This window comes from Pseudorhodoplanes sp., assembly GCA_032027085.1.
In the GTDB taxonomy this organism is placed as follows: domain Bacteria; phylum Pseudomonadota; class Alphaproteobacteria; order Rhizobiales; family Xanthobacteraceae; genus Pseudorhodoplanes.
This window is the reverse complement of the sequence record JAVSMS010000001.1, coordinates 2281464-2308007: the sequence shown is the minus strand read 5'-3', so window position 1 is coordinate 2308007 and position 26544 is coordinate 2281464. Positions and strand designations below refer to the sequence as shown.

The 26544-nt window shown below is 62.6% G+C and carries 23 protein-coding genes; 11 read left to right on the top strand and 12 right to left on the bottom strand.

Annotated features, from left to right (window positions below; genetic code table 11):
• Positions 1-46: 46 nt before the first annotated feature.
• Entirely contained in the window at positions 47-2392 is a 2346-nt protein-coding gene (locus RO009_11185) for a bifunctional salicylyl-CoA 5-hydroxylase/oxidoreductase (protein MDT3685592.1), read from the top strand.
• Positions 2393-2431: 39 nt separating this feature from the next.
• Here RO009_11185 and RO009_11180 read toward each other — a convergent pair whose 3' ends face one another.
• From RO009_11180 to RO009_11160, 5 genes are all read right to left on the bottom strand, one after another.
• Entirely contained in the window at positions 2432-3130 is a 699-nt protein-coding gene (locus RO009_11180) for an ABC transporter ATP-binding protein (GenBank protein MDT3685591.1), read from the bottom strand.
• Between the two features lie 3 nt (positions 3131-3133).
• Positions 3134-3886 (bottom strand): ABC transporter ATP-binding protein, encoded by a 753-nt coding sequence (locus tag RO009_11175; protein MDT3685590.1) that lies wholly within the window; start codon positions 3884-3886, stop codon positions 3134-3136.
• Positions 3879-4886, bottom strand: a complete 1008-nt coding sequence (locus RO009_11170) for a branched-chain amino acid ABC transporter permease (protein ID MDT3685589.1) — start codon at positions 4884-4886, stop codon at positions 3879-3881. The genes RO009_11175 and RO009_11170 overlap by 8 nt, the downstream gene beginning before the upstream one ends.
• Position 4887: 1 nt before the next feature.
• On the bottom strand, positions 4888-5811 hold the full coding sequence (locus tag RO009_11165) for a branched-chain amino acid ABC transporter permease (protein MDT3685588.1): 924 nt from the start codon (positions 5809-5811) through the stop codon (positions 4888-4890).
• A 253-nt stretch (positions 5812-6064) separates the two neighbouring features.
• Positions 6065-7237 carry an ABC transporter substrate-binding protein gene (locus RO009_11160; protein MDT3685587.1) on the bottom strand — a complete coding sequence of 391 codons (1173 nt, stop codon included), beginning with the start codon at positions 7235-7237 and terminating at the stop codon, positions 6065-6067.
• A gap of 292 nt (positions 7238-7529) precedes the next feature.
• On the opposite strand from RO009_11160, the gene RO009_11155 reads away from it, so the two are divergent.
• Complete coding sequence (locus RO009_11155; GenBank protein MDT3685586.1) at positions 7530-7982, top strand: cupin domain-containing protein; 453 nt, start codon at positions 7530-7532, stop codon at positions 7980-7982.
• 43 nt (positions 7983-8025) lie between these two features.
• Here the strand turns inward: RO009_11155 and RO009_11150 are convergent, their stop codons facing one another.
• The gene (locus RO009_11150; protein MDT3685585.1) at positions 8026-8637 is read right to left on the bottom strand and encodes a TetR/AcrR family transcriptional regulator; all 612 of its coding nucleotides are present in this window, start codon (positions 8635-8637) and stop codon (positions 8026-8028) included.
• A gap of 208 nt (positions 8638-8845) precedes the next feature.
• Here RO009_11150 and RO009_11145 point away from each other — a divergent pair, with 208 nt between their 5' ends.
• Together RO009_11145 and RO009_11140 are read left to right on the top strand one after the other, a co-directional pair.
• Positions 8846-9424 carry an OsmC family protein gene (locus RO009_11145; protein MDT3685584.1) on the top strand — a complete coding sequence of 193 codons (579 nt, stop codon included), beginning with the start codon at positions 8846-8848 and terminating at the stop codon, positions 9422-9424.
• A 63-nt stretch (positions 9425-9487) separates the two neighbouring features.
• A complete protein-coding gene (locus RO009_11140; protein ID MDT3685583.1) occupies positions 9488-9697 on the top strand; it encodes a hypothetical protein in 210 nt (69 codons plus the stop codon).
• A 91-nt stretch (positions 9698-9788) separates the two neighbouring features.
• Here RO009_11140 and RO009_11135 read toward each other — a convergent pair whose 3' ends face one another.
• Entirely contained in the window at positions 9789-11036 is a 1248-nt protein-coding gene (locus tag RO009_11135) for a flavin-dependent oxidoreductase (protein MDT3685582.1), read from the bottom strand.
• 326 nt (positions 11037-11362) lie between these two features.
• Between RO009_11135 and RO009_11130 the strand changes: the two genes are divergently transcribed.
• From RO009_11130 to RO009_11105, 6 genes are all read left to right on the top strand, one after another.
• Positions 11363-15205, top strand: coding sequence for a VCBS domain-containing protein (locus tag RO009_11130; protein ID MDT3685581.1), 3843 nt, complete (start codon positions 11363-11365; stop codon positions 15203-15205).
• 161 nt (positions 15206-15366) lie between these two features.
• Complete coding sequence (locus RO009_11125; protein MDT3685580.1) at positions 15367-17121, top strand: type I secretion system permease/ATPase; 1755 nt, start codon at positions 15367-15369, stop codon at positions 17119-17121.
• Entirely contained in the window at positions 17118-18428 is a 1311-nt protein-coding gene (locus tag RO009_11120; protein MDT3685579.1) for an HlyD family type I secretion periplasmic adaptor subunit, read from the top strand. Before RO009_11125 ends, RO009_11120 begins: the two co-directional genes overlap by 4 nt.
• 28 nt (positions 18429-18456) lie before the next feature.
• Positions 18457-20715 (top strand): adenylate/guanylate cyclase domain-containing protein, encoded by a 2259-nt coding sequence (locus RO009_11115; protein MDT3685578.1) that lies wholly within the window; start codon positions 18457-18459, stop codon positions 20713-20715.
• A gap of 42 nt (positions 20716-20757) precedes the next feature.
• Positions 20758-21585 carry an MBL fold metallo-hydrolase gene (locus RO009_11110; GenBank protein ID MDT3685577.1) on the top strand — a complete coding sequence of 276 codons (828 nt, stop codon included), beginning with the start codon at positions 20758-20760 and terminating at the stop codon, positions 21583-21585.
• Between the two features lie 134 nt (positions 21586-21719).
• Positions 21720-22439, top strand: coding sequence for a cyclic nucleotide-binding domain-containing protein (locus RO009_11105; GenBank protein ID MDT3685576.1), 720 nt, complete (start codon positions 21720-21722; stop codon positions 22437-22439).
• A gap of 3 nt (positions 22440-22442) precedes the next feature.
• Here RO009_11105 and RO009_11100 read toward each other — a convergent pair whose 3' ends face one another.
• Both RO009_11100 and RO009_11095 read right to left on the bottom strand, forming a co-directional pair.
• A complete protein-coding gene (locus tag RO009_11100) occupies positions 22443-23234 on the bottom strand; it encodes a transglutaminase-like cysteine peptidase (GenBank protein ID MDT3685575.1) in 792 nt (263 codons plus the stop codon).
• Positions 23235-23435: 201 nt separating this feature from the next.
• Positions 23436-23636: a CsbD family protein gene (locus tag RO009_11095; GenBank protein MDT3685574.1), complete on the bottom strand. Its 201-nt coding sequence runs from the start codon at positions 23634-23636 to the stop codon at positions 23436-23438.
• 126 nt (positions 23637-23762) lie between these two features.
• Here RO009_11095 and RO009_11090 point away from each other — a divergent pair, with 126 nt between their 5' ends.
• On the top strand, positions 23763-23975 hold the full coding sequence (locus tag RO009_11090; GenBank protein ID MDT3685573.1) for a hypothetical protein: 213 nt from the start codon (positions 23763-23765) through the stop codon (positions 23973-23975).
• A 3-nt stretch (positions 23976-23978) separates the two neighbouring features.
• Here the strand turns inward: RO009_11090 and RO009_11085 are convergent, their stop codons facing one another.
• The 3 genes from RO009_11085 to RO009_11075 all read right to left on the bottom strand — a co-directional run bounded on the left by RO009_11085 (position 23979) and on the right by RO009_11075 (position 26405).
• Positions 23979-24776 carry an SDR family oxidoreductase gene (locus RO009_11085; GenBank protein ID MDT3685572.1) on the bottom strand — a complete coding sequence of 266 codons (798 nt, stop codon included), beginning with the start codon at positions 24774-24776 and terminating at the stop codon, positions 23979-23981.
• Between the two features lie 105 nt (positions 24777-24881).
• Entirely contained in the window at positions 24882-25505 is a 624-nt protein-coding gene (locus RO009_11080) for a UdgX family uracil-DNA binding protein (GenBank protein ID MDT3685571.1), read from the bottom strand.
• A 36-nt stretch (positions 25506-25541) separates the two neighbouring features.
• Positions 25542-26405 carry a sugar phosphate isomerase/epimerase family protein gene (locus RO009_11075; protein MDT3685570.1) on the bottom strand — a complete coding sequence of 288 codons (864 nt, stop codon included), beginning with the start codon at positions 26403-26405 and terminating at the stop codon, positions 25542-25544.
• Between the last annotated feature and the right edge of the window lie 139 nt (positions 26406-26544).

Sequence of the window (26544 nt, the reverse complement as noted above, 5' to 3'; positions counted from 1 at the left end):
TATCCCGATGTTGCGCGCTCCTGTGCGCGCCTGTGGAGGCCCTTCCATGAAGGTGCACGTCATCGGCGGCGGACCCGCCGGGCTTTATTTCTCGATCCTGATGAAAAAGGCCTGGCCGGGCACGGACATCACCGTGTTCGAACGCAACCGGCCTGACGATACCTTCGGCTTCGGCGTGGTTTTTTCCGATCAGACGCTCGAAACCTTCGAGAAATATGACCCGGAGAGCTACCGCGCGATCACCGAGCATTTCGCCTATTGGGACGATATCGAGGTCCGTTTCCGCAACCATGTTTACCGCATTGGCGGCAACGGTTTCTGCGGCTGCGCCCGCACCACCCTGCTGCGGCTCCTGCACGAGCGCGCCAGCGCGCTCGGCGTCAAGCTGAAATTCCAGACCGAGATCGCCGACATCCCTGGCGCCCTCAAGGAGGCCGATCTCATCATCGCTTCCGACGGCATCAATTCGCGGGTGCGTGAGACCTTCATTGACCATTTCAAGCCGCGCATCGACCTGCGGCCGAACAAGTTCACCTGGATGGGCTCCACCCGGCCCTTCGACGCCTTCACCTTCTTCTTCCGCGAGACGAAATACGGAATCATCATCGCGCACTGCTACCAGTACGAGCCGGGCCGCTCGACCTGGATTTTCGAAACTGATCCGGACACCTTTGCAAAGCTTGGCCTCGATCCGCTGGACGAACCGGGAACTGCCAGGCTGATGGAGGAATTGTTCGCCGAAGAATTGCAGGGCCACAAGCTGATCATCAACCGCTCGATGTGGCGCAATTTCCCGGCCATCCATTGCGAGCGCTGGGTCTATGAGAACGCCGTTATCATCGGCGACGCCAAGGCGACCGCGCATTTCTCCATCGGCTCCGGCACCAAGCTGGCGATGGAAGACGCCATCGGGCTCTATGAATCTTTCCGCAGGACCGGCGGGCGGGACGTGAAGGCCGCGCTCGCCGATTATGAAGTGAGTCGCCGCGACGAGGTCGAAAAGACGCAGCACGCCGCGGAGGTGTCCCTCGTCTGGTTCGAGCACGTGAAGCGCTTCTGGGGCATGGACCCGACCCGCTTCACGTTCGGCCTGATGACGCGCTCGAAGGCGATCACCTATGACAATCTCGCCTTGCGCGCGCCGGAATTCGTCGCCGAGGTCGATCAGGCTGTGGCGCAGGACGTGCGTAACCTCGGGTTCGATGCCGATGTAAAAAATCCGGCCGTGCCGATGTTCCAGCCGTTCCGGCTGCGCGGCATGACGGTTGCCAATCGCGTCGTGGTATCGCCGATGTGCCAGTATTCGGCCAAGGACGGCGTGCCGAACGACTGGCACATGGTGCATCTCGGCAGCCGTGCCATTGGCGGCGCCGGCCTCGTCTTTACCGAAATGACCAATGTGTCGGCGGAGGCGCGCATCTCGCCGGGCTGCACCGGCATGTATGACGACGAGCAGGAAGCCGCCTGGAAACAGATCGTTGATTTCGTGCATGCGAACTCGGCGGCGAAAATTTGCATGCAGCTCGGCCATGCCGGGCGCAAGGGATCGACGAAATTGTCGTGGGAGGGCGATTGCGAGCCGCTGCCGGACGACAACTGGCCGATCATCGCCGCTTCGCCTATTCCCTATTATCCAAACAGCCAGGTGCCGCGCGAGATGACGCGCGCCGACATGGACAAGACCATCGCCGACTATGTCGCGGCGACGAAACGGGCCGAACGCGCCGGCTTCGACATGATCGAGCTGCACGCCGCGCACGGCTATCTGCTGGCAAGCTTCATCTCGCCGATCACCAACAAGCGCCAGGACGAATATGGCGGCTCGCTTGAGAACCGCATGCGTTTCCCGCTCGAAGTCTTTCGCGCCATCCGCAAGGCCTGGCCCGACGAGAAGCCAATGTCGGTGCGCATCTCCGCCACCGACTGGATCGACGGCGGCGTCACCGGCGAGGACGCAGTGCAGATCGCGCGCATTTTTGCCGAGCACGGCTGCGACCTGATCGACGTCTCCACCGGCCAGACCGACCCGGCCTCCGCGCCCATCTACGGCCGCATGTACCAGACGCCGTTCTCCGACCAGATTCGCAACGAGGCCGGCATCGCCACCATGGCGGTCGGCGCCATCACCACCGCCGATCAGGTCAACACCATCGTCGCCGCCGGCCGCGCCGATCTCGTCGCACTCGCGCGCCCGCACCTGATGGACCCGTTCTTCACGATGAAAGCTGCGGCCTGGTACGGCGCAGCCGACATTGCCTGCCCGCCGCAATATCTCTCCGGCAAGGATCAGCTCTTCCGCAATGCCGCGCGCGACCGCGCCGATCTCACGGAACTGAAGATCAAGTCAAAGCCGAAGACGCACGCGGATACGTGGAAACAGGCGGCGGAGTAACTTCCCTCTCCCCGCTTTGGCGGGGAGAGGGAAGCAACATCACACCTGCAAATATCTCTGCTTCAACGCACCGTCCGCCGCGAGCTCGGCCGAGGTTCCGGTCCACACCACGCGGCCTTTCTCGACGATGACGTGGCGCTCGGCGAGTTTCAGCATTGCGTCCAGATGCTTGTCGACCAAGAGGATCGACTGCCCGTCCCGTTTCAGCCGGGCCAGGCAGCCCCAGATTTCCTGCCGCACCAGCGGCGCGAGTCCTTCCGTCGCCTCATCCAGAATGAGCAGCCGCGGATTGGTCATCAGCGCGCGCCCGATCGCCAGCATCTGCTGCTCGCCGCCCGAGAGCTGATTGCCCATGTTGTTGCGCCGTTCCTTCAGCCGCGGAAAGAACGCGTAGACGCGATCGAGCGTCCACACCGGTGTACCGAAGCGCGAGGCCGACGTCGCGACCAGATTCTCTTCAACAGACAGCGTCGGAAACACCTGCCGGCCTTCCGGCACCAGGCCGAGCCCGTGCTGCGCAATGCGATAAGGCGGCTGGCCGGTGAGCATATCGCCCTCGAAGGTCACCGTGCCGCCGCGCGCAGGCAACAGGCCCATGATGGTGTTGATGGTCGTGGTCTTGCCCATGCCGTTGCGGCCGAGCAGCGTCACCACCTCGCCCTTGCCGATCGAGAAGGTCATGTCGAACAGGACCTGGGCCGGTCCGTAGGATGCCTGCAGTTTTTCGACGGAGAGCATCCCCTACTCCATCTCGTCGCCGAGATAGGCGGCAACCACTTGCGGATCATTGCGCACGGCGTCAGGCGCGCCGCTCGCCAGGATGCGGCCATAGATCAAGACCGAAATGTTGTCGGCGAGCGCGAACACCGCATGCATGTCGTGCTCGACCAGCAGCATCGGGAAGCGGCCCTTCAGCCGCTTCAGCACCGCGACCAGCTTGTCGGTCTCTTCCGGTCCGGTGCCTGCCATCGGCTCGTCGAGCAGCAGCAGCTTCGGCTGCATCGCCAGCGCCATCGCCAATTCAAGCGCGCGCTTCTCGCCATGCGAGAGATGCGCGGCGGCGACATGCGCGCGTTCGGCGAGGCCGACTTCCGCCAAAGCCGCCATCGCCGGCTGGATGAGCGCAGGCTCCGACGCCGCATTGCCGAAAAACCGATAGCTCGATCCGGAGCGGGCCTGCACCGCAAGCGAGACATTCTCCAGCGCGGTGAAACTGGGCAGCACCGAGGTGATCTGGAACGAGCGAGCGAGTCCGAGATTGGCGCGCGCAGACGGCGGCGCCTCGGTGATATTGTGGCCGGCGAAATGGATGCGGCCGCCGTCCGGCGTCAACAATCCGGAAATCTGATTGATCAGCGTGGTCTTGCCGGCGCCGTTCGGACCGATCAGCGCGTGCATCTCGCCCGGCAGGATGTTGAGCGTCACATGGTCGGTGACGCGCAGTCCGCCGAAATTCTTGCACACATTGTCGAGCTGCAGGACCGGCTCAGCCACGGCGCCATCTCCGCAGCAACGCTGATCCAATCCCGCCAATGCCGCCCGGCACGAACAGCACGGCCAGCACCAGAAGCGGACCGAAAATCATCTTCCAGTGCTCGGTGAAGCCCGACAGCCACTCTTCCAGCAGGAGAAACGCCGCGGTGCCAACGATCGCACCATGCAAGGTGCCGGCGCCGCCCAGGATGATCATGATCAAGAGCTCGCCGGAGCGCTGCCAGGACATATAGGCCGGGCTGACGAAATTCGTCGCATTGGCGAGCAGGAAACCGGACAGCCCGCCCATCATGCCGGCGATGACATAGCCGGTGAGCTGGAAGCGATAGACCTGATAGCCGAGCGTCGCCATGCGAGTCGCATTTTCTTTTGAGCCGCGGAACACGCGGCCGAAACGCGAGGCCACCAGTGCGCGGCACAACAGATAGGTCGCGATCAGGCAGAGCAGCGAGAAATAATAGAAGAAGCGCTCGTTATCGAGCAGTTCGAACCCCGCAATGGTGTTGCGGGCATGAATGGTCAGCCCGTCATCGCCGCCATAGGGCGCCAGCGACGACGCAGTGAAGAACGCCATCTGCCCGAAGGCGAGCGTGATCATGATGAAATAGACGCCCCTGGTGCGCAGACACACGATGCCTGTGAGCCACGCGAAAAGCGCCGAAGCGAGAAGCGCGGCCGGCAGCGAGATCAGCACATCGCCAAAGCCATGCGAGGCCAGAATGCCGACGGCATAGGCACCGATGCCGACAAACGCCGCGTGACCGAAGGACACCAGCGCGCCGTAGCCTACCAAGAGATCCAGCGCCAGCGCGGCAATGGCGAAAATCATCACGCGAGTGACAAGGCCGAGCAGATAGGATTCGGCGCCGAAGGCGCTCAGCAGCGGGACAGCCGCGAAGCAGCCGAAGATGACGAGCGGCAGAATGAAGCCGGCGACCGGTTTGCGCGCCGGCATCGCAGACGCTGCAGCGCCGGTCTGGGTGATGTCCGCCTGCGCCATTTCAGCGTCCCTTCGCCGGGAATAACCCGGACGGACGGAAATACAGAACCAGCGCCATCAGGATGTAGATCAGCATCGAGGCGATGGCCGGGCCGACCGTGCGCGCGGGCGACGGCGCCATGAACAGGCGCAGGATATCGACGGCGAAAGAGCGCCCGAGCGTGTCGACCAAGCCGATCAGCAACGCGGCGAGGAAGGCGCCGCGGATCGAGCCGATGCCGCCGATCACGATGACCACAAAGGCGAGAATGAGGATGGTGTCGCCCATGCCGGGCTCGACCGAGAGGATGGGCGCGATCATCACGCCGGCAAAGCCGGCCAGCATCGCGCCGAAGCCGAACACGATCATGAACAGGCGGCGAATATCGACGCCGAGCGCGGAAACCATGTTGGCGTTGGTCGCGCCAGCCCGCACCAGCATGCCGATGCGGGTCTGCGTCACCAGAACGTAAAGCAGGATCGCAACCGCGAGGCCGGAGCCGATGATCACAAGCCGCCACACCGGATAGAGCAGGCCCGGCATCAGCGCCACCGAGCCGGAAAACATCTCCGGCATAGGCAGGGTCAGCGGCGCCGCTCCCCAGACGAATTTCACGCCCTGGTTCAGGAACAGGATGATGCCGAAGGTTGCGATCACATGATCAAGATGATCGCGTCCATAGAGATGGCGGAAGATGACGAATTCCAGCAGCAAGCCAAAGAGCAGCGCCGCGCCGAGCGCGAGAATGAGCGCGAACAGAAAATTGCCGGTGAGCGCGTAGAACATCACCGCGAGATAGGCGCCCAGCATGTACTGCACGCCGTGCGCCAGATTGATGAAGTCCATCACTCCGAAGACCAGCGTCAGCCCGGCCGCGATCAGGAACAGCAGCACGCCGAGCTGAAGCCCGTTGAGTGTCTGGACGATGAAAAGCGCGGTGGACATACGACGTGATGCTCGGGGATTCCGGTTGTTACCCTCCCCTTGTGGGGAGGGTCGCTCGCCGACCAAAGCGAGGCGAGCGGGGGTCCTTCATCTCTCAATCGGCAGACAACATCGACCTCCGCTCGGCTCGCCGCTCAAGCGGCGCGCCACCCTCCCTACAATCAGACTCGGGTATACCCGAGTCTGATCACCTATTATTGGCCGAAGTCGGAAACATCCGACTTCGGCGGGAAGGGTGGAAGAGAGTCTCGGCTCACTTCATTTTGCAGTCTTTGGCATAGGAATCCGGCACGTCGTCGAACACCTTCTGTACGATCTCAGTCTGGTACTTGCCGTCCGGCCGTTTGGCGACCTTGGTCAGGTAGAAGTCCTGGATCGGGTAGTTGTTGGTGTTGAACTTGAAGTCGCCGCGCAGGGACTTGAAGTCGGACTTCTTGATCGCCGCGCGCAGCGCGTTCTTGTCGGACGTGCTGCCCTTGGTGGCTTTCAATGCAGAATCAATCAGCAACGCCGCATCGTAAGCCTGGAAGGCATAGGTGGCCGGCACCGCGTTGAATTCCTTCTCATAGGCCGCGACGAACTTCTTGTTCTGCGGATTGTCGAGATTGGGCGCCCAGTTGGCGCCGCCGAACAGGCCGATCGCCGCATCCTGCTGCGCCGGCAAAGTCGATTCGTCGACCGTGAAGGCGGAGAGGAACTTGATCTTGTCGGCAAGGCCGGCCTGGCGGAACTGCTTGACGAAATTCACGCCCATGCCGCCCGGCAAAAACACGAAGACCGCGTCGGGACTCGCGGCCGCGATGCGCGACAGCTCAGCCGAATAGTCGAGCTGGTTGAGCGGCACATACACCTCATCAACGATCTCGCCCTTGAAGTGACGCTTCACGCCGGCGAGCGCATCCTTGCCGGCCTGATAATTCGGCGCCATCAGATAGAGCTTCTTGATGCCGGAATCCTGCGCGTATTTTCCGGACACCGCGTGGTTCTGGTCATTCTGATAGGAGGTGACGAAGAAATTCGGGTTGCACTCCTTGCCGGCGAAGTTCGAGGTGCCGGCATTCGGGCTGATCAGGATGACGCCTGCGTCAGTGACCGGCTTCATGATCGCCTGCAGGATGTTCGAGAAGATCGGCCCGACCACGAAATCGACCTTGTCGCGATCGACCAGCGCCTTGACCTTGTTGACCGCGACGTCGGGCTTCAGCTCGTCGTCCTGCACGATCACTTCGACGTCGCGGCCGCCGAGCTTGCCGCCCAGTTCCTTCACCGCAAGCTGAAAGCCGTTGCGCAATTGCTGGCCGAGCACGGCGGGCGGCCCCGACAACGTCGTAATCACGCCCACCTTCAGCTTCTCCTGTGCTTCGGCCGCGCCGAGAGTCAGGGTTAACGCCGCGCCGATCGCGAGCGCCGAAATTGTCCTGTTCATTACGCATCTCCCATCACGGAAAGTGGATCCCACGCGACCACCGGCCTACCCCGCCGGGACAGTCGGCGGAATGGGTCAAAGCGACGCCAATCAGATATTTTAAGCTTAAAATATCCGGGGTGGAAAGCCCGTTTTACGGGCGCGCCTCGCCTTTCGGATGTGCGTTTACGCTGGCAGCAAAAGAAACTAGGGGTGCGGCGTGGAAGCGTTTCTGGCGCGCGCCATTCGTGATTGAATGAAGCGCAAGACCAGTCATGAATAATCAACGACACGTGATGGGAGTATGCGTTTCATGCCAACGCTGACAGCAGGCGTCACCAAAGCCGGCACCGGCATCGACGGGATCGTCTGGAATATCCTCGGCCAGACCTATGTGCCAAAGCAAGTGTGCGACGAATCCTTTTCCTGGCACGCCACCTTCCCGCCCGGCACCTTCGTGCCGCCGCATATTCATCCGACCCAGGACGAATTCATTTACATGCTTGAGGGCCGCCTCGATGCGGAAATCGACGGGCGCGCCTATGTCGCAACCGCCGGCGATCTGATCAAGCTGCCGCGGCAGATCCCGCACGGGCTGTTCAACAAGTCCGACCAGGCGGTGAAATGCTTCTTCTGGGTGACGCCGACGCGCCGCCTCTACGACCTGTTCTGGGGCATCCACTCGATGAAGGAGCAGAATCCGGCCGATGTCGTCGCGCTCGCGGCGAAACACGAGATCGTGTTCCTGCCGCCGCCGTCGGAGTGATCACCTCCGATTGTTGAAAAGGGCGGCCTCCAGGTCGCCCTTTTCATTCCGGAAAAAGCAGCTCCAGATACTGGCGGAATTGCCGCGACTGCCGCGCCACGATGGTCGCATCGTTGTAGCTGCGCGAGAGGATGAATCCGCCTTCGATCAATGCGACGACCATGTCGGCGAGGTCACGTGCCGTGACCGGCCGCGCCGGCTTGTAGCGCGCGAGCACCGCCTCGAATTTCTTCTCATAGAGCGCCGTCCAGCGCCGCAGGCTGTGCGCGATGAAGGCGTGGATCGCCGGATCGAATTGCAGGCTTTCATAGGTATAGGCGGCGAAGATGCAGCCGCCGACCGGCTCTGCGAGTCCTTCAATGAAATCCTCAAATGACTTCAGGAACAGCATGGTCTGCTGCAGCGGGTCGGCGCTCGCCGACTCCGCCTCCGCCGCGAACCGCTCGAACAGGCTGTAGTCGTTGCGCGCGTAGCGCTCCACCAGCGCGCGGGCGAGATCGCCCTTGCCGTTGAAGTGATGGAAAAAGGCGCCCTTGGTCAGCTTGGTCGCCTTGAGAATGTCGTCGAGAGATGTGCCTGCAAAGCCCTGCCGCAGGATCATTGGTTCTGCGGTCGCCAGAATGCGCTCCCGCGTCTGCTCGCCTTTCTCTGCCATGGCACCCCGTCTAACCAAACCGTTTGGTCTGTAACTTGGCAGCAACGGACCGCAGTTTCAAGTCCGTACAGCATAACACACTGATATTTAGACAAATTCCTTTATGGGAAAAATCGCTTGAAAACAGACCAGACGGTCTGTATTAACAGACCATCCGGTCTGTTTTGGAATCTGCATCCCGCAGACGAGTCCGGATCAGGAGACGACCATGTCCAAGACCACAATGCTGAATGGCGTGAACCGCCAGAACCTTTTCGGCACTATCGAGGCGATCAAGGCCGACACGTCGCTTGCACAATTCCAGTTCCGGCTTCGCAATGAATGGATCGACGGCGGCGAGAACCGTTCACGCATCTCCGACTATTACGGCGCCGGCCAGGAGATGAAGCATGCGCGCATGTTCGAGCTCGTCAACGACGAGCCGCCGGTTCTCCTCAGCAACGACAAGGCGCCAAATCCTGTCGAGTATGTGTTGCACGCGCTCGCGGGTTGCCTGACCACATCGCTGGTCTATCACGCGGCGGCGCGCAGCATTCCGGTGAAGAGCGTATCGACGCGCTTCGAAGGCGATCTCGACCTGCAGGGCTTTCTCGGATTGTCCAAGGATGTCCGCCGCGGCTTCCAGAACATCCGAGTTGTGTTCGACATCGACGCCGATGTTGACGAAGCCACCAAGCGCGAACTCGTGGCGATGGGACAGGCCTATTCGCCGGTCTTTGACATCGTCAGCAATGGCGTGCCGGTCACTTGCACGCTTGGTGAGAGCAGCGTCGCGGCCGCGGCGTGACACCTAAAGGGCCGCCCCTTCTTCGGTGCGGCCCTTTTTCACAGATCGGTATCGGAGGTAGCCATGTCGATCATCGGCCTATGTTGTGCGATCCTGTCGAAGGGCATGAGGCGAATGCATTTTGCCTTGAAGCGGTATCGCGCCCGGCGCGCCTTGACGCCGATGCTCTATTTCGACGAGCGCATGTTCCGTGACATCGGTTTCTCACGCGCCGACATCGTCGAATGCCTGTCGGCGCCCGAGAGCGAGCGGAGCGATCACAACTGCCGCTGATCCGGAGCCCATGGCACGTGGACCCCGATGAGTACGCAACGAAATGGAATGCCGGCTCTGCAGCGCACCACGCGCTGCAGACCGCACGAGGCTACGCTGCCTTCGGCTTGTTCACCTGCTCACGGGCGAAGCCGGCGGTCGACGCATAACCGCGCACGATCGCCTTGCGCTCCTCATATGACAGCACATCGTCGATATTGGTGAAGCCGTTCGGCGCGCGCTGCTCGACCGCGTCGATGACGCCTTCCGGCCCGCCCTTGCGGTTCATCATCACGATCTGCGTCGTCATCGGCAGGCGCTCCTGCTCGTATTGCCACAACGCCTGATAGGGATGTTCGGCATCGCGCAGACGATCGGAAAGACAACGCGCATCGAGGATCGCCTGCGAGGCGCCGTTGGAGCCGACCGGATACATGGGATGCGCGGCATCCCCGAGCAGCGTCACACGGCCATGCGACCAGCGCGGCAACGGATCGCGGTCGCAGAGCGGATATTCCCAGAATTCCGGCGTCGCCTCGATCAGCGCCTTGGCGTCAATCGCCGGAATATTGAAACGCTGCACATGCGGCATCAGATCCTCGAAACGGCCCGGCCGCGACCAGTCCTCCTTCTTGGGTGAGCCGCCGCCTTCGCCGACCTTCACCATCACCGCCCAGTTGGTGAGGCGGCGATCCTCGCGCGAGCCTTCTGCGATCGGATAAAGCACAAGCTTTGCCGCCATGCCGCCGGCGATGATCATCGAGCGGCCGGTCATGAATTGCGGCCAGTCAAGCGCGCCGCGCCACAGGATGGTGCCGGTCCAGCGCGCCGGCTCTTCCTGCGGATACAGGGCTGCGCGCACGCTGGAATGAATCCCGTCGGCGCCGATCAGGATGTCGCCCCGCGCGGTTTTGCAGTGGCGGCCATGGCGATCGAAGAACCAGGCGGTGACGCCGCTCTCATCCTGGGTGAAGCCGCCGAGCCGATGCCCGGTAAAGATGCGCGATTCGCCAAGCCGCGCCCGCGCCGCGGCGTAGATCACGCCCTGCAGGCGGCCGCGATGGATGGAGAATTGCGGATATTCAAAGCCGGCATCGGTGCCGCGCGGTTCGCTCCAGACCTCCTGGCCGAAAATGTTGGTGTAAATCAGTTCATGCGTGCGGATGGCGACCTGGTCCAGCCGCTCGAGCAGCCCGAGTTGCGCCAGCTCCTTGATCGCGTGCGGCAGGGTGTTGATGCCGACCCCGAGTTCGCGGATCGCGTCCGCCTGCTCGAAAACCTCGCAATCCATGCCCCGTGCATGCAGCATCAGGGCCATGGTCAGCCCGCCGACGCCGCCGCCTACGATAATCGCCTTCATTTCGCTTAGGTCCCAATACGCACAATACGTTTGCATCATGTCTTGGCGCGGGCGGCCAGCGCAATGCAATCCCCGGACCGTGGTTGACGAGGCGCCTTGTGGGCTCGGGCGCGGCCCGCAAGTTTGCGGATGACTGGAAGAAAAGGGCCAACTGGAAACGGCACTTGGCCGCTAACCACGTGCAAATTTAGGATTTGCTGCAGATTAACGATCCATTGACCATTCTATTACCATTGAATATTGTGGCTTTACCGCCGGAGACGGGACTGGCGGCCTTAGTTTTTTGAAAGAATTGATAGTGTTACCAAGCCCTTAGGGGGGCCATAATGCTGCATGGGACCCGGATCGCGTCCGACGAGTCGGCGTTTGATTTTGCGCGCCCCTCGCAAATCGGCGTGGCCGGCGAAGCCAGCCCCGACGGTTTTGTCACCGTCCCCGATGCGCATCTTCTCTTCAACGGCGATTTCCAGCGGTCCGGCCCCGACCTGAAGATCGTTGGCGAGGACGGCAAATCCTTTCTGATCCCGGATTATTTCAAGGCCGAGAAACGCCCCACCCTGCTTTCGCCGGAAGGCGCAACGCTCACGCCCGACGTCGTCGAAGCCTTGGCCGGCCCGCTGGCGCCGGGACAATTCGCCCAGGCCGGGGCGCAAACCTCCGACCAGCCACCCATCGGCCGCGTCGAGCAGGTGGAAGGCTCGGCCACCATCGTGCGTAACGGTGTCGCCATGGCCGCCAACCAGGGCGACGTGGTGCGCAAGGGCGATGTGGTGCAAACCGGCGACGGCAAGATCGCCGTGCTGTTCTCCGATGGCTCGACCTTCAGCCTCTCTGCCAACGCGCGCATGGTGCTGAACGATTTCGTCTATCAGGACGGCGGAACCAACAATTCGGCGCTGATCAGCCTGGTGCAAGGCACGATCGGCTTTGTCGCCGGACAGGTAGCGAAGACCGGCGACATGCGTGTCGACACGCCGGTCGCCACCATGGGCATCCGCGGCACCGCCGTGCTTGTCGAAATCTCAGCCAATGACGGGCAGACCAAATTCTCGGTGCTGGTCGAGCCGGATGGCACCACCGGCTCGTTCAACATCTACAACAAGACCACCGGCACGCTGCTCGGCACCGTCAACAACTCCACCGTCGGCTGGGTGGTGACGCCGGCCGGCCCGCTGCAGGTAATCGCGCAGCAGGTGCAGAAGACTCCGGGGGAAGTGCAGCAGGAACTCAATTATTTTCAGCAGATTTTCAACATCTTCAATCAGGGCCAGCAGAACCCCTTCGACCCGGACCAGCACACGACCAATCCGCAGAGCACGAAGACCGCCGGCTCGTCGCAATTTCTCGTTGTCGACACGAACAATTCGTCAGGCAATGGCGGCAACGGGTCGATCGTCACCGTCACGGTGACAGGCAATGGCGGAAACGGCAACACCCCGATTATTGATCTGCTCAACGATCCCGAATTCATCAACTTTGCGCCGATCGCGCTGCCGGATGGCGGCCAGGTGCCGCCGAACGTTTTGCCCCCGGCGTCGCATCACCTGATCGAAGCGGGTGTCGACGGCCCCGGAAAGGAGGCTGCCGCGGGCAACGTGCTCGGCAACGATCACGATCCCAACCCGGGAGACTTCATCACGCTGACGCAGATCGTGGCGATCAGCCCGCAACTGCACGGCACGCTGCATATCAATTCCAGCGGCGCCTATGTCTACACGCTCAATAATGACGCGGCCGATTATCTGGCGCAGGGCGAAGTCGAATACGACGTGTTCCGCTACACCATCACCGATGCCTTTGGCGCGACCGCGACCGCGACACTGACGTTTGTCGTCACCGGCGCGAACGATGCGCCCGTGATTTTTGGTGAGCCGCCATCCGTCGCACTGACCGAAATCGCAGGCCAAACCGAGAGTGAATCGCTACTCGCGGACGAGGGCTCGATTTCCTTCGAGGATGTCGATATTTCCGACAATTTCCACACCGTGTCTTTCTCTGTCGCCGCGACCGGGGTGACTACTGGCCTCGCCCTCAACAATGAGGCGCTTCTCGAACGGTTCAGCGCATCTGTAGTCCAGACCGGCATCGACGGCACGGACGGCACGTTCGAATGGGACTTCTCCGCGCCGGACAACGCCTTCGATTATCTCGCCGCAGGCGAAGAGGTCACACTCACCTATAAGCTGACGCTGGCCGACGACTGGGACGCGACTGACACCCAGACGGTGACGATTGTCGTTAGCGGTACAAATGATGAGCCGGTGATTCTCAGCGGGCCAGCCACAGTCCAGTTCACGGAAGCCGAGGGGCAGGCACTCGCCCTTGTCGATTACAATGACTCGGTCGATTCCGTTGAAGATTTCCAGCCTGCCTATCAATCGAGTGGGTCGCTCACGTTCGAGGATGTGGACGTCTCCCAGAACAATCACTCGGTCTCGATTGCGCTTACGACACCAGATGGACCGACCGGCGGACTTTCACAACAGCAATTGCTCAATCTGCTAAGTGCGACCGTCAGCCAAACGGGCGTCACCGGTACGCAGGGTTATATCAACTGGACCTTCGCGGCGGCGGACAATGCCTTTGAATATCTCGCAGCAGGCGAAAAGCTTACGCTCACCTATACGCTGACCTTAACTGACGGCAGTGCCACCGACACGCAGACGGTGACGGTCACGGTCACCGGCACCAATGATGCGCCGGTGATCGCGACTGCGACCTCGGACAGCCAATCCGAAAGTGAGGCAGGAGTGTCGGCCGCCGGCACCATCTGCTTCACCGATGTCGATTTGAGCGACCGCCCGGAGGTAAAGGCTGCCTTTACGTCGGCCAGCTACAAGGCGGCGGACGGAGAGACCGGTCTTTCCCTGACACCAGGCCAGCTTGCCGCGCTGACGCCGCTGCTCGTGCTCAGCGCCAACGGCACCAACGCAAACAACGGGACCGTCAACTGGACCTATGATGTAGCGGATGCCGCGGTGGACTTCCTCGCGGAGGACGAGACGCTGACGCTGATCTATACCGTCAGCGTCGATGACGCTAACGGCGGCCTCACGACGCAAGACATCACCATCACGATAACCGGCACCAACGACGCGCCGACCATGATTGGCGATCTGTCGGCAAGTGTGAGGAACGGCGGCACGTATGTGCTGCAGTCGTCCGACCTGGACTTCAATGATCCTGACGATATTGCCGAGGATGTCGTCTTCACAGTCACCAATTCGCTACACGGCCAGATTTTCATTGGGCAAAGTCTCGAACGGGTAACGAGTTTCACCGGCCAACAGTTAAAAGACGGCCTGGTATCGTTCGTGCATGATGGGAGTCAGACGGACAGCGCGAGCTTCGACGTCTACGTTGAAGACGACGACGAAGATAGCTCGCAGGCAGCCAGCTCGGCCTTCAACTTTGACGTCGCGCCTCCCGAGGAGCAGTCGGGGGCCGTCATGGTGACAGTAGAGACTGATGAGGGCTACGACATCGGGGAATTGTACGATCAGCTTCTGAACAGCGACGTTATTAATGAGCCCACACAGGGCCCGGGAGAGAACTTCATCTGGTTGAGCTACGAAGGACAAGAACAGAGCCCGTCAATCGTCGTCACTGTGAATGATCTGTCCTACTGCAATGAGGAAGACTTCCGACTGGAAGGCGGCACGATAACGAAAATTGAAATCTTTAGCGATCCTCAGCACGAGATTCCGGTCGCCTCGTTCGACGGCTTTAGTATCCGCGCCTCCGATTTGCAGCAGGCGATCGATGACTATGACCTGTCCCAACGAGAGGACACCGAGGCGCTCGACGCAATCTTTGGCGCTTATAGCTACGAGATGACCGGCGGCGCAGGCGAAGACGCGCTAACGGGCGGCGATAAAGACGATACGATTAGCGGCGGCGACGGCAACGATACGTTGACGGGTGGACTGGGTGCGGACACCTTTGTCTTTAGCCCGGGCGACGGGCGCGACACCATTACCGATTTCAGCCACGGCCAGGGCGACCGGATCGACCTGAGCGCGTTTTCGAACTTTGACGATTTCGAGGATCTGCAGAGGTATCTGGAGATCGGTCAGACTGACACAGTGATCGACTTCGGTAACGGCCACAAAGTGACGGTGCAAGGTTATACGTCGCTGGCGGCGAATGACTTCATCTTCCACGTCTGAGCCCCCAATTAACCCTCCCCTCACCCAAACCCGCGACAAATCGCGCTTTTTGTGACATGATAGCGCCCGCCGTTAACCTGTGAGCGGGGCCGCCTTGAGCGGCGGAGGGACGGGCGCAGCGGACATGCGCCGGCCATATTGATGGGCGAGCCAGACTGAGCATGTCGCTGCTTCCGAAAAAGCCGGCGGGGACCGCACCCTCCGAACTGACGCAGGCCTTGCACGCCTGCCGCAACGCCTTCATCGGCGTCGCCACCTTTTCCGGCGTCAGCAACGTGCTGATGCTCACCGGCGCCATCTTCATGATGGAAATCTACGACCGCGTGCTGCCGAGCCGCTCGGTGCCGACTTTGGTCGCGCTCTGCATCATTGCCGCCGCCCTGTTCATCGCGCTCGGCGTGCTCGACACCATTCGCGCGCGCATCATGGTGCGCATCGGCGCGAGTCTCGACGACGCGCTGTCGGCGCGCGTCTATGAGACGCTGATCCGCCTGCCCTTGCGCGCCGGCGGGCGCAGCGACGCGCTGCAGCCTTTGCGCGATCTCGACAATCTGCGCTCCTTTCTTTCCGGCATGGGGCCTATCGCGCTGTTCGACCTGCCCTGGATCCCGGTCTATCTCGCCATCTGCTTTCTCTTCCATTTCTGGATCGGCTTCACCGCGCTCGTTGGCGCGCTCATCCTCATCGGTTTGACGTTGCTGACCGAAATCTGGAGCCGGCGGCCCACCCAGGAAGCCGGCCATTACGGGCAATCGCGCAACGGCCTTGCCGAAATCTCCATTCGCAATGCCGAGGCGCTCACCGCCATGGGCATGGTCGGGCGCATCGCCGCGCGCTGGAGCGACGCCAATCGCCGCTACATGCGAAGCCAGCGCAACGCCAGCGACGTGTCGGGCGGGCTCGGCGCAGTGGCGAAGGTGCTGCGCATGATGCTGCAATCGGCGGTGCTGGCGGTCGGCGCGTGGCTCGTCATCAACAACCAGGCGACCGCCGGCGTCATCATCGCCGGCTCCATCCTCTCGGCCCGCGCGCTGGCGCCGGTCGATCTCGCCATCGCCAACTGGAAGGGCTTCATCGCTGCACGCTTGAGCTGGCGGCGGCTGACCAAATTGCTCGCCGCCTTCCCGGCGCAGGGCGAGGTGATGCCGCTGCAGCCGCCGACAAGGAGCCTTGCGGTGGAAACCGTGAGCGCCGTGCCGCCCGGCCAGCAGAAGGCGGTGCTGCAGGATGTCAGCTTCACGCTGCAGGCCGGCTCCGCGCTCGGTATCATCGGTCCCAGCGCCTCGGGCAAATCCTCGCTCGCGCGCGTGCTGGTCGGCATCTGGCCGGCCTTGCGCGGCAATGTGCGGCTCGACGGCGCCGCGCTCACGCAATGGAACGGTGAAGCGCTCGGCCGCCACATCGGCTATCTGCCGCAGGATGTCGAACTTCTCACCGGCAGCGTGGCGCAGAACATTGCACGCTTCGAGCGCGATGCCGATCCCGATGCGGTGATCGCCGCCGCCAAGGCCGCCGGCGTGCACGACCTGATAGTCAATCTGCCCGACGGCTACGACACCGAAGTGGGCGAGCAGGGCACCGCCCTCTCCGCCGGACAGGCGCAGCGCGTCGCGCTCGCCCGCGCGCTCTATCGCGATCCGTTCCTGGTCGTGCTTGATGAACCGAATTCCAATCTCGATGCGGAAGGCGACGAGGCTCTGGCGCGCGCCATCCTCGGCGTGCGCGCGCGCCGCGGCATTGTCGTCGTCATCGCGCATCGGCCGAGTGCGATTGCCGGCGTCGACCAGGTGCTGATGCTGCGCGAGGGCCGCATGCAGGCGCTCGGGCCGAAGGACGAGATTCTCGCCAAGGTGCTGCAGCGCCCGGCGACGGCGCGGCCGCTGAAGGTCGTTCCCGAAACCGGAGGTCTGGCATGACGCGGAAACGGGCCGCCAGCGCGCAGGAGCAGATCCGCCAGCACGTCATCGCCGGCAGCGTGGTCGTGGCGGTGCTCACCATCGGCGTCGGCGGCTGGGCGGCGACCGCCGGCGTCTCGAGCGCGCTGATCGCGCCGGGGCAGATCGTCGTCGATTCCAACGTCAAGAAAGTGCAGCATCCGACCGGCGGCATTGTCGGCGAGGTGCGCGTGCGCGACGGCGACCGCGTCAAAGCGGGCGACATCGTGGTGCGGCTCGACGAAACGGTGACGCGCGCCAATCTCGCCGTCGTCACCAAGGGCCTGAACGAGCTCACCGCACGCAAGGCACGGCTGGAAGCCGAGCGCGACGGCGCCGACGCCATCCGATTTCCCGCCGAGTTGACGAACCGCGCGCAGGCCCCGGTCGTCGCCGCGGTGATGACCAGCGAGCGCAAGCTGTTCGAATTGCGCCAGACCGCGCGCACCGGCCAGAAGGCGCAATTACGCCAGCGCATTCTGCAGTTGGACGAAGAGATTTCCGGCCTATCCGCGCAGCGCGACGCCAAGGCCAAGGAGATCGCGCTGATCGACCGCGAGCTGAAAGGCGTACGCGAATTGTTTCAGAAGAATCTGGTGCAGATGAACCGCCTCACCCAGCTCGAACGCGAGGCGACGCGGCTCGAGGGCGAGCGCGGCCAGTTCGTCGCCGCCACCGCGCAGGCCAAGGGCAAGATTTCCGAACTCGAATTGCAGATCATCCAGATCGACCAGGAACTCTCCAGCGAAGTGGCGCGCGAATTGCGCGAGGTCGACGGCAAGATCGGCGAATTCGTGGAGCGCAAGGTCACCGCTGAAGATCAGCTCAAGCGCATCGACATCCGCGCGCCGCAGGACGGCACCGTATTCCAGTCGACGGTGCATACCGTCGGCGGCGTCATCCCGGCCGGCGACGCCATCATGCTGATCGTGCCGGCGGCGGACAATCTGACGGTGGAGGCCAAGGTCAATCCGCAGGACATCGACCAGCTCAAGGTCGGGCAGAACGCACTGCTGCGCTTCACCAGCTTCAATCAGCGCACCACGCCGGAAATCAACGGCACCGTCACCCGCATCTCCGCCGACATTTCAACCGATCAGCGCACCGGCCTGAGCTATTACACCGTGCGCATCGGCCTGCCGCCGCAGGAAGTGGCGCGGCTCGGCGACGTCAAGCTCGTGCCCGGCATGCCGGTCGAGGCCTTCGTGCAGACCGGCGAGCGCACCGTGCTCTCCTACCTGATGAAGCCCTTCTACGATCAATTGACCCGCGCCTTCCGCGAGAAATAAGATCGCGAAGGCAGGGGCTCGTTCGCGCGTGGCAAAGAAACTCCGACAGCGCCTGGAGCGGCTCAAGCTCAAACGCGCCTTCAGCCTCATCAAATGGTTCGGGGTGCGGCGCACGCTGGGCTTTGCGCTGCTCGCAGCCTTCATCGCGCTGCGCATCTGGGATCCCGGCCCGCTCGAAAACCTGAAGCTGCGCAGCTTCGACTTCTACCAGACCCTGAAACCACGGCAGGTCACGCTCAAGCCCGTGGTCATCATCGATATCGACGAGACTAGCCTCAACAGCATCGGCCAATGGCCGTGGCCGCGCACCGTGCTGGCCGAGCTGATCACCCGCCTGCAGCAGATGGGTGTGGCCGCGGTCGGTTTCGACGTATTGTTCCCTGAGCCCGACCGCATGTCGCCCGGCACGGTCGCCAAGACGCTCAGCCAGATCGACGACGACACCCGCAAGCGGCTGGAAACGCTGCCGACGAACGACGCGGTCATGGCGAATGCGATGCAAGGGGGCAGGGTTGTTCTCGGCCAGTCCGGCGTGCCTTTCGCCTTGCCGGACAGTGGACCGAAGGACCTGCCGCGCACCGGATTCGCCAGCATGGGCGCCAGTCCCGATCCCTATCTGATCGCCTTCGACGGCCTGCTGAAAAATCTGCCGGTGCTCGAATACGCAGCCGCCGGACGCGGGGTCCTCACCATCCGGCCGGAGCGTGACGGCATCGTCCGCCGCGTGCCGCTGGTGATGAAGGCGCACGGCCAGATGGTCCCCGCTCTCACGCTGGAGATCCTGCGCGTCATCACCGGCGCGGGGGCCATTCTGGTGCGCACCGACAATGCCGGCATCCGCAGCGTGGCGGTGCCCGGCCTCGAAGTCCCGACCGATCAGAACGGCCAGCTCTGGATCAATTTCTCGCCGCACGATCGCAGCCGCTTCGTGTCCGCCAAGGATATTTTGGAGGGCAAGGTCGCGGCCGATCGCGTCGCGCAACGCATCGCCGTGGTCGGCACCTCCGCTGTCGGGCTGCTCGACATCAAGGCGACGCCGGTCGACGAATCGATGCCAGGCGTCGAGGTGCAGGCGCAAATTCTCGAAAACATACTGACCCAGTCGGTGCTGGCCTACCCGAACTATGCGCCCGGCGTCGAGCTGATCACAGCCTTCGCATTCGGGACGCTGATCGTGGTGCTGGCGCCGCTACTCAGCGCCGCAACGCTGTTGATCCTCGGCCTTGGCGTCGCACTCACGCTGGTGGCGGGCGCGGCCTATTTCTATACGCAGCAAGGCCTGCTGTTCGATCTTACCTTCCCGCTGCTCTCGACCTTCGTCATCTACATCACGCTGGTCTTCATCAACTATTTCCGCGAGCAGAAGGACCGCCGCCGCATCCGCTCCGCCTTCGGCCAGTATCTATCGCCCGCATTGGTGGAGCAGCTCGCGCAATCGCCGAAGAAACTTGTGCTCGGCGGCGAGGTGCGCGACATGACCATCATGTTCAGCGACGTGCGTGGCTTCACCACCATCTCGGAAAGCTTCAAGGATGATCCGCAGGGCCTGACCCATTTGATGAACCGCTTCCTGACGCCGATGACCAACGCCATCATCGAGCGCAAGGGCACGATCGACAAATATATCGGCGATGCCATCATGGCGTTCTGGAATGCGCCGCTCGACGATAAGGATCACGAGCGGCATGCCTGCGAAGCCGCGCTCGACATGCTCCGCCGCGTCGGTGAGCTGAACCGCACGCGCGAGCAGGAAGCCAAGGCGCAGGACCTCCCCTTCCTGCCGCTCAATATCGGCATCGGCATCAATACCGGCCAATGCGTGGTCGGCAATATGGGTTCGGACCTGCGCTTTGATTATTCGGTGCTGGGTGATCCGGTGAACCTTGCCTCGCGCCTGGAAGGCCGCTCCAAGTCCTACGGCACGCCGATCATCATCGGCTCGAAGACCGCCGCGAAACTGACCGAGGATTTCGCGGCGATCGAGATCGACCTGATCACGGTCAAGGGCAAGACCGAGCCGGAATACATCTATGCCCTCTTGGGCGGTCCGGACGAAGCGCGCGATGACGAATTCCTCCGTATGCGTGATCAGGTGACGCTCATGCTCGGCAAATACCGCAAGCGCGACTGGCACGGCGCGCTCGAGACCCTGCATCTTGTGCGGCACGCGCCGAATGGTTTTGGCCTCGACGAGGTCTATGACCTATACTTGGCGCGCATTCAGTCCTTCCAGGAGACGGCGCCGCCGGACGACTGGAACGGCGTCTATGCATTTGAGACCAAGTAGCCCTCCTGTTTTCACGCGATTGCCTGCCGGGACACGCCACGCATGACCGAAACCTTCACCGTGACGTTCCGCGGCGTGCGCGGCTCCATCGCCTCCCCCGGCCCCAGGACGGCGCGCTATGGCGGCAACACGCCCTGCGTCGAAGTACGTTGCGGCGACCGCCTGATCATCTTCGACGGCGGCACCGGCATCCGCGAATTGGGCGACGAATTGCAGGCCGCCGGCAAGCCGATCGACGCCGATATTTTTCTCAGCCACACGCATATCGACCATATCAGCGGGTTGGCGTTCTTTGCGCCTTTCTACGAGGCCGCTCATCGCTTCCGCATCTGGAGCGGACATCTCGCGTCCGGCACCAACACCCGCAGCGCCATCGAACGCATGATGAGCGAGCCGATTTTTCCGATCACGCCGGACGCATTCAAGGCCCATGTCGAATACCGGGACTTCCGCGCGGGCGACACCCTGACCCCGGCGCCTCACTTGGCGCTGCGCACCACCCCGCTTGATCATCCGGGCGGCGCCACCGGCTATCGCCTGGATTTCGCGGGCCGCACGCTCGCCTATCTGACCGACAATGAAAGCGGCAAGGATACGGATGCGCGCTTGGCCGAGTTCGCACGAGGGGCCGATCTCCTGATCTATGACTGCACCTATACCGACGACGAGATCACCTCGAAGACGGGCTGGGGCCATTCGGCCTGGCGCGACGGCTTGCGGCTCGCCGATGCAGCGAAGGTGAAAACATTCTGCCTGTTTCATCACGCGCCGGAGCATGACGACGCCTGCATGGACCGGATCGTTGCGGAGGCGAGCAGGATCAGGCCCGGGACGATTGCCGCCATCGAAGGCCGGACGATCGCGCTTTAAGGCCTTCGTGGCCAAATGACGGCCCTTCTGCCGCCGCTGAGGGTGCAGCGCGGCTTGCCGCCGTCACCCAGACGTGAAAGTAAAAACGTACCGAGCCTTTCGGCTTTATGATTCGTCGCTCCCAGGGGCCCGAGATGACGCTGTTCGGATACGACCTCGCCACGCTGTTCAATGAGCTGATCGCATTCGCATGGTCGCGGGCGGACCTTGCCAATGCACTCGGCCTGATCGGTGGTCTCTGCTACGTCGCCTCGCTCTATCTGAAGACGATGGTGCCGCTGCGTATCGTCGCCATCGTCAGCAACTGCTTTTTCATGGCCTATGGCGTGCTCGCCAGGCAATTGCCCACCATCGTGCTCTACGCCGTGCTGCTGCCCATCAATTTCGTGCGTCTGGTCCAGATGCAGCAGCTCATCAAGCGCGCGCGCATCGCCTCGCAGGGCGACCTGTCGATGGAATGGATCAAGCCGTTCATGAAGAAACGCAATTGCAAGAAGGGCACTGTGCTGTTCCGGAAAGGCGACACGGCACACGAGATGTTCTACATCGTCAGCGGCCGCTATCTGGTGACCGAGCTGGGCGTGGAATTGCCGCCGGGCAAATTGATGGGCGAGCTGGGTTTCCTCGCCCCCGATAACAGGCGCACCGGCACCGTGGAATGCCTGGAAGATGGCGAGGTGCTGCGGCTCGACTATGACACGCTGCGCGAGCTTTATTTCCAGAATCCGGAATTCGGCTTCTATTTCCTGCGCCTGACCAGCGAGCGCATGCTGCAGAACATCGCACGGCTGGAGCGTGAACTGGAAGAACACAAGGTCAGGATCAGCGCGGAAGCCGCAAGCGGCACGACCTGAGTTTTAGAGCAGGACCGGCGCAGTCTGGCCGCCGGACGAGCCGCTTTCGTCGCGCGCGGACTGGCCGATCGCGCCGTCGTCATCAAGCGCAGCCCACGAGCCTGGTTCAGAAACCGCCCGCACCACGTTGCGGCCTATCACAAAGAGCGGCCGGTAGGCCAGATGCGCCGCCTCGATCAGGGTGAAGCGCCGGTTGTCCAGCGCCAGCCAGCGGCCATCCAGCCGCACCATGGCGAGCGCATGATCCTCCTGCGCGCGCGCGTCGCGCACAATCACAAGCCGCGTGTCGCTTTCGGCGACCCCCGCCGCCCAGAGCGCAGCGAGTTTGGCGATGGCGTAGTCTTCGCAATCGCCCTGTCCCGACGCCAGTGTCGTCAGCGGCGATGTCCAGACATCGGCGCCATGCCGCTTCTGGTCGGAGACCGGCCGCACCGCAAGATTGATGGCGCGGTTGATTTCTCCGGACACCGCTTTGCCTTCGCGCAGGCGCGCGGCATCGACAATGGACATGAAGAGCGTCGCCGCATCCGAGGGACAGCCGGCCGGATCGCGGCGGCACAATGACACAAGGCGCTCGTCGCGACGCATGCGCTCGCGCACCGCGTGCCACTTGCCGGTCAATGACGTTTCTGGCCTGCTGTCAGCGGAGGGAAATGCAGGTTCCGGGACCTCGACCAGCGACGCCAGCCGGATCTTTGAATAAGCCGGCGCCTCGCCGGCGCCGATATGACCCGGCAGCAGGATCAGGCATGCCGCGATGATCGCGGCCTGATGCACGACAAAACGAACCCGCATGATACGCCCCTGTCCGGAGCATCAGCCGGCTTGCGCCGGTCCCTCTCCGGAACACGGGCAAGCCTAATTCCGCATTTTTTCGTCCGCGTTAAAGCCGGAGCACGTGTGTCGAGTCTGGTAAATCGCCTATCAACCGGCGTGGTGAATGCAAAGCAAACACACAAGAAAGGGCCCGCAAACGGGCCCTTTCGTTGATGAGGCCTACCCAATTGTGTCTAGCCAGGTATCTACGTCTTTGCGCACCTGATCCTTGGCAAGGCCGTAACGCTCCTGGATCTTGCCTTCCAGCTGTTCGCGGTTGCCTTCGATCACGTCGATGTCGTCATCGGTCAGGCGGCCCCATTGCTCCTTGATCTTTCCCTTGGTCTGCTTCCAGCTTCCTTCAACCCTGTTCCAGTCCATCGTAACGCCTCCTCTTATTGCGCGATGGCAGGACAACGTCGGCGCCATGGCGAGGTTCCGCGCCGCGGCGGAACGACAGTTGAAACATTGGCGTTTGCTTTACATCTCGCAGTGGAGGGCTTCGTCATGGCAACACCCAAACGCCGTCCCAAGCCGGACGCGGTTTCGATTACCGGCCGCCGCACAACACGCAAGAGCGACGTCATCCAGAAACCGGACAGCGACGATGCGGCGCTGGAAAGCTACGAACAGAACGTGGAGCGGCCCAGTCCGGACGTGCGTGAGACCGACGGACCGGATGCCTTTCCGCCGGCTCCCGCGCGCATGCCGCCCGACTAAGGGTCAGGTATTGAGAATGCTGCCGCCATTCGGATGCAGCACCTGCCCTGTTATGTAGGAGGCTTCATCGCTCGCCAGAAAAACGAAGCAGGGCGCGACCTCGTTCGGCTGTCCCGGCCGCTTCATCGGCGCGCTGCCGCCATGCTCGGCGGTCTTTTCCGCATCGAACGAGGCCGGAATGAGCGGGGTCCAGATCGGCCCCGGCGCCACGGCGTTGACGCGAATGCCCTTCTCCACCAGGGCTTGCGAGAGCGAGCGCGTGAACGCAACGATGGCGCCCTTTGTCGACGCATAATCGATCAGCGTCTGGTGGCCGCGATAGGCGGTAATCGAGGTGGTGTTCACAATGGATGCGCCTTCGTCCAAGTGCCGCAGCGCCGCCTTTGTCATGTAAAAGAAGCCGAAGACATTGGTGCGGAAGGTCCGCTCCAGTTGTGCTGCCGGAATTTCCAGCGGCTCGTCGGTTTCGTGCTGTTCCGCGGCGTTGTTGACGAGAATATCGAGCCGGCCAAAGGTCTCGACCACATCGTCCACCGCGCTTTCGCAAAAGGCTTCGTCGCCGATGTCGCCGGCGATCTTCATCGCCTCGACGCCCTCTTTCCTCACCAGCCGCAGGGTCTCGTCGGCGTCCTTGTGTTCTTCGAGATAAACGATCGCAATGTCGGCGCCTTCGCGCGCCATGGCGATGGCGGTGGCCCGCCCGATCCCGCTGTCGCCGCCGGTGATCAGCGCAACCTTTGAGTTTGTCGGCGCCGCGAAACCGCGGCAGATATTCCGGCTGCGGTCGCATCTGCGATTCACGGCCGGGCTGACGACTCTGTTTCTGGGGAGGATTGGGGCGGACTTCCATGACGGCCTCCTGCTGTGATCTGATCGAACGCGGCAGCAGCCTGCGGAGTTCCCGCCCTAGCCGCCGAGTACCGCCTGTCTGGCGACGCGCAGATCAGAGACAAAGCGGCGGTATTCCATCTCCTTCTGCTTCTGGTCATCCATCCGCAGCAGCCAGGACGGATGAATGGTGACGAGCCCGCGCCCGCCTTCGGCCAGGTCGAAAACATCGCCGCGCATCTTCGAAATCGTGACCACCTTTCCGGTCAGGCTGCGCGCCGCTGTCGCGCCGAGTGCGATGATCAAAGCCGGCTTCACCAGCGCCCGTTCCTGCTCGAACCAGATGCGGCAGCGGTCGATCTCATAGGCGTTCGGCCGCTTGTGCAGGCGCCGCTTGCCGCGCGGCTCGAATTTGAAATGCTTAACGGCATTGGTGACGAAGATGGTGGTGCGGTCGAGGCCCGACTCGTGAATGGCCTCGTCCAGCATCCGCCCGGCCGGACCAACGAAGGGTTTGCCCTGCCGATCTTCCTGATCACCCGGCTGTTCGCCGACCATCATGATCTGTGCGCGCGCCGGGCCTTCGCCCGGCACCGCCTGCGTGGCGTTCTTGTAAAGCGGACAGCGGGTGCAGGCCGCTTCCGCGGCTCGCAGGGCTTTGTGCGAGGTGATGCGAAGAACAGGCGGTTCGGCGATGGTCATTGCCGGACCAACGGCGGTATGAAGCGGCGGTTCCGCTCAGACCGCGGTCTTGAAACGCTCAACCACCGTATTCACCGTCTCGCCGAGCGGGCGGCTCCACCAGTCATTCGACAGGATTTCCACTTCGACATAACTGTTGAAGCCTTCCGCCTCAACCGCGCGACGCAGATACGGAATGTCGATAACGCCGTCGCCCATCATGCCGCGGTCGAGCAGCAGGTCTTTGGTTGGCACCAGCCAGTCGCAGACATGGAAAGCAAGCAGGCGCTTTTTGCCGGCGCGCTTGATCTGCGAAAGCACCTCGAAGTCCCACCAGACATGATAGGTGTCGACCGCGAGCCCCATCATCCCGCTGTTGCCCGGATCGAGTCGCTCGCAGATGTCGAGCGCCTGCCGCATCGTGTTCACACAAGCGCGGTCTGCAGCATACATCGGATGCAGCGGCTCCAGCGCCAGCGGCATATTTGCAGTGCGCGCATAATCGAGCAGTTCGGCGATGCCGTCCTCCACCTGGCGCTGCGCCGCGCCGATATTCTTGCTAGCGGCGCTGCCCGGCCGCGAATATTGTGGCAGCCCGCCGACGACCAGCACGAGACATGGCGCGCCGAGCGCCTTGGCTTCATCCACCGCGCGGCGATTGTCGTCGCGCGCTTCCTGCCGGTGCGCGTCATCTGCGGTGAACATGCCGCCGCGGCAATAGCCTGAGAGCGCGAGGCCGGCATCTTTCACCGCCCTCACCGCGCGATTGAGACCCACATGCGCCACCTGATCACGCCAGGGCGACACGGCGCGGATGCCGCTTTTTACGCAGGCTTCGACAATGCCGATGAAGTCGGCCTGTTTGCGGACGGTTGCCGTGTTAAGCGAAAGCCAGCGATGATCGTTGGAGAAGTCACGCATTTGATATTCCTGGTCGTCGCGAATGCGATGCAACATGAGGACATCGCGCGAATGGTGCATCGGTGTCCGGGACGGTTATAGGCACGCAGTGGACGGTCCGGGTCTGCAGCGCGTCGTTTCATTCCCCGCTGCGCCCGGA

Bases quoted from the DNA above. Each gene is read 5' to 3' on its own strand.
- RO009_11185 (MDT3685592.1), top strand. From the start codon at position 47: ATGAAGGTGCACGTCATCGGCGGCGGACCCGCCGGGCTTTATTTCTCG.
- RO009_11180 (MDT3685591.1), bottom strand. From the start codon at position 3,130: ATGCTCTCCGTCGAAAAACTGCAGGCATCCTACGGACCGGCCCAGGTC.
- RO009_11170 (MDT3685589.1), bottom strand. From the start codon at position 4,886: ATGGCGCAGGCGGACATCACCCAGACCGGCGCTGCAGCGTCTGCGATG.
- RO009_11165 (MDT3685588.1), bottom strand. From the start codon at position 5,811: ATGTCCACCGCGCTTTTCATCGTCCAGACACTCAACGGGCTTCAGCTC.
- RO009_11160 (MDT3685587.1), bottom strand. From the start codon at position 7,237: ATGAACAGGACAATTTCGGCGCTCGCGATCGGCGCGGCGTTAACCCTG.
- RO009_11155 (MDT3685586.1), top strand. From the start codon at position 7,530: ATGCCAACGCTGACAGCAGGCGTCACCAAAGCCGGCACCGGCATCGAC.
- RO009_11150 (MDT3685585.1), bottom strand. From the start codon at position 8,637: ATGGCAGAGAAAGGCGAGCAGACGCGGGAGCGCATTCTGGCGACCGCA.
- RO009_11145 (MDT3685584.1), top strand. From the start codon at position 8,846: ATGTCCAAGACCACAATGCTGAATGGCGTGAACCGCCAGAACCTTTTC.
- RO009_11140 (MDT3685583.1), top strand. From the start codon at position 9,488: ATGTCGATCATCGGCCTATGTTGTGCGATCCTGTCGAAGGGCATGAGG.
- RO009_11135 (MDT3685582.1), bottom strand. From the start codon at position 11,036: ATGAAGGCGATTATCGTAGGCGGCGGCGTCGGCGGGCTGACCATGGCC.
- RO009_11130 (MDT3685581.1), top strand. From the start codon at position 11,363: ATGCTGCATGGGACCCGGATCGCGTCCGACGAGTCGGCGTTTGATTTT.
- RO009_11125 (MDT3685580.1), top strand. From the start codon at position 15,367: ATGTCGCTGCTTCCGAAAAAGCCGGCGGGGACCGCACCCTCCGAACTG.
- RO009_11120 (MDT3685579.1), top strand. From the start codon at position 17,118: ATGACGCGGAAACGGGCCGCCAGCGCGCAGGAGCAGATCCGCCAGCAC.
- RO009_11110 (MDT3685577.1), top strand. From the start codon at position 20,758: ATGACCGAAACCTTCACCGTGACGTTCCGCGGCGTGCGCGGCTCCATC.
- RO009_11105 (MDT3685576.1), top strand. From the start codon at position 21,720: ATGACGCTGTTCGGATACGACCTCGCCACGCTGTTCAATGAGCTGATC.
- RO009_11100 (MDT3685575.1), bottom strand. From the start codon at position 23,234: ATGCGGGTTCGTTTTGTCGTGCATCAGGCCGCGATCATCGCGGCATGC.
- RO009_11095 (MDT3685574.1), bottom strand. From the start codon at position 23,636: ATGGACTGGAACAGGGTTGAAGGAAGCTGGAAGCAGACCAAGGGAAAG.
- RO009_11090 (MDT3685573.1), top strand. From the start codon at position 23,763: ATGGCAACACCCAAACGCCGTCCCAAGCCGGACGCGGTTTCGATTACC.
- RO009_11080 (MDT3685571.1), bottom strand. From the start codon at position 25,505: ATGACCATCGCCGAACCGCCTGTTCTTCGCATCACCTCGCACAAAGCC.
- RO009_11075 (MDT3685570.1), bottom strand. From the start codon at position 26,405: ATGCGTGACTTCTCCAACGATCATCGCTGGCTTTCGCTTAACACGGCA.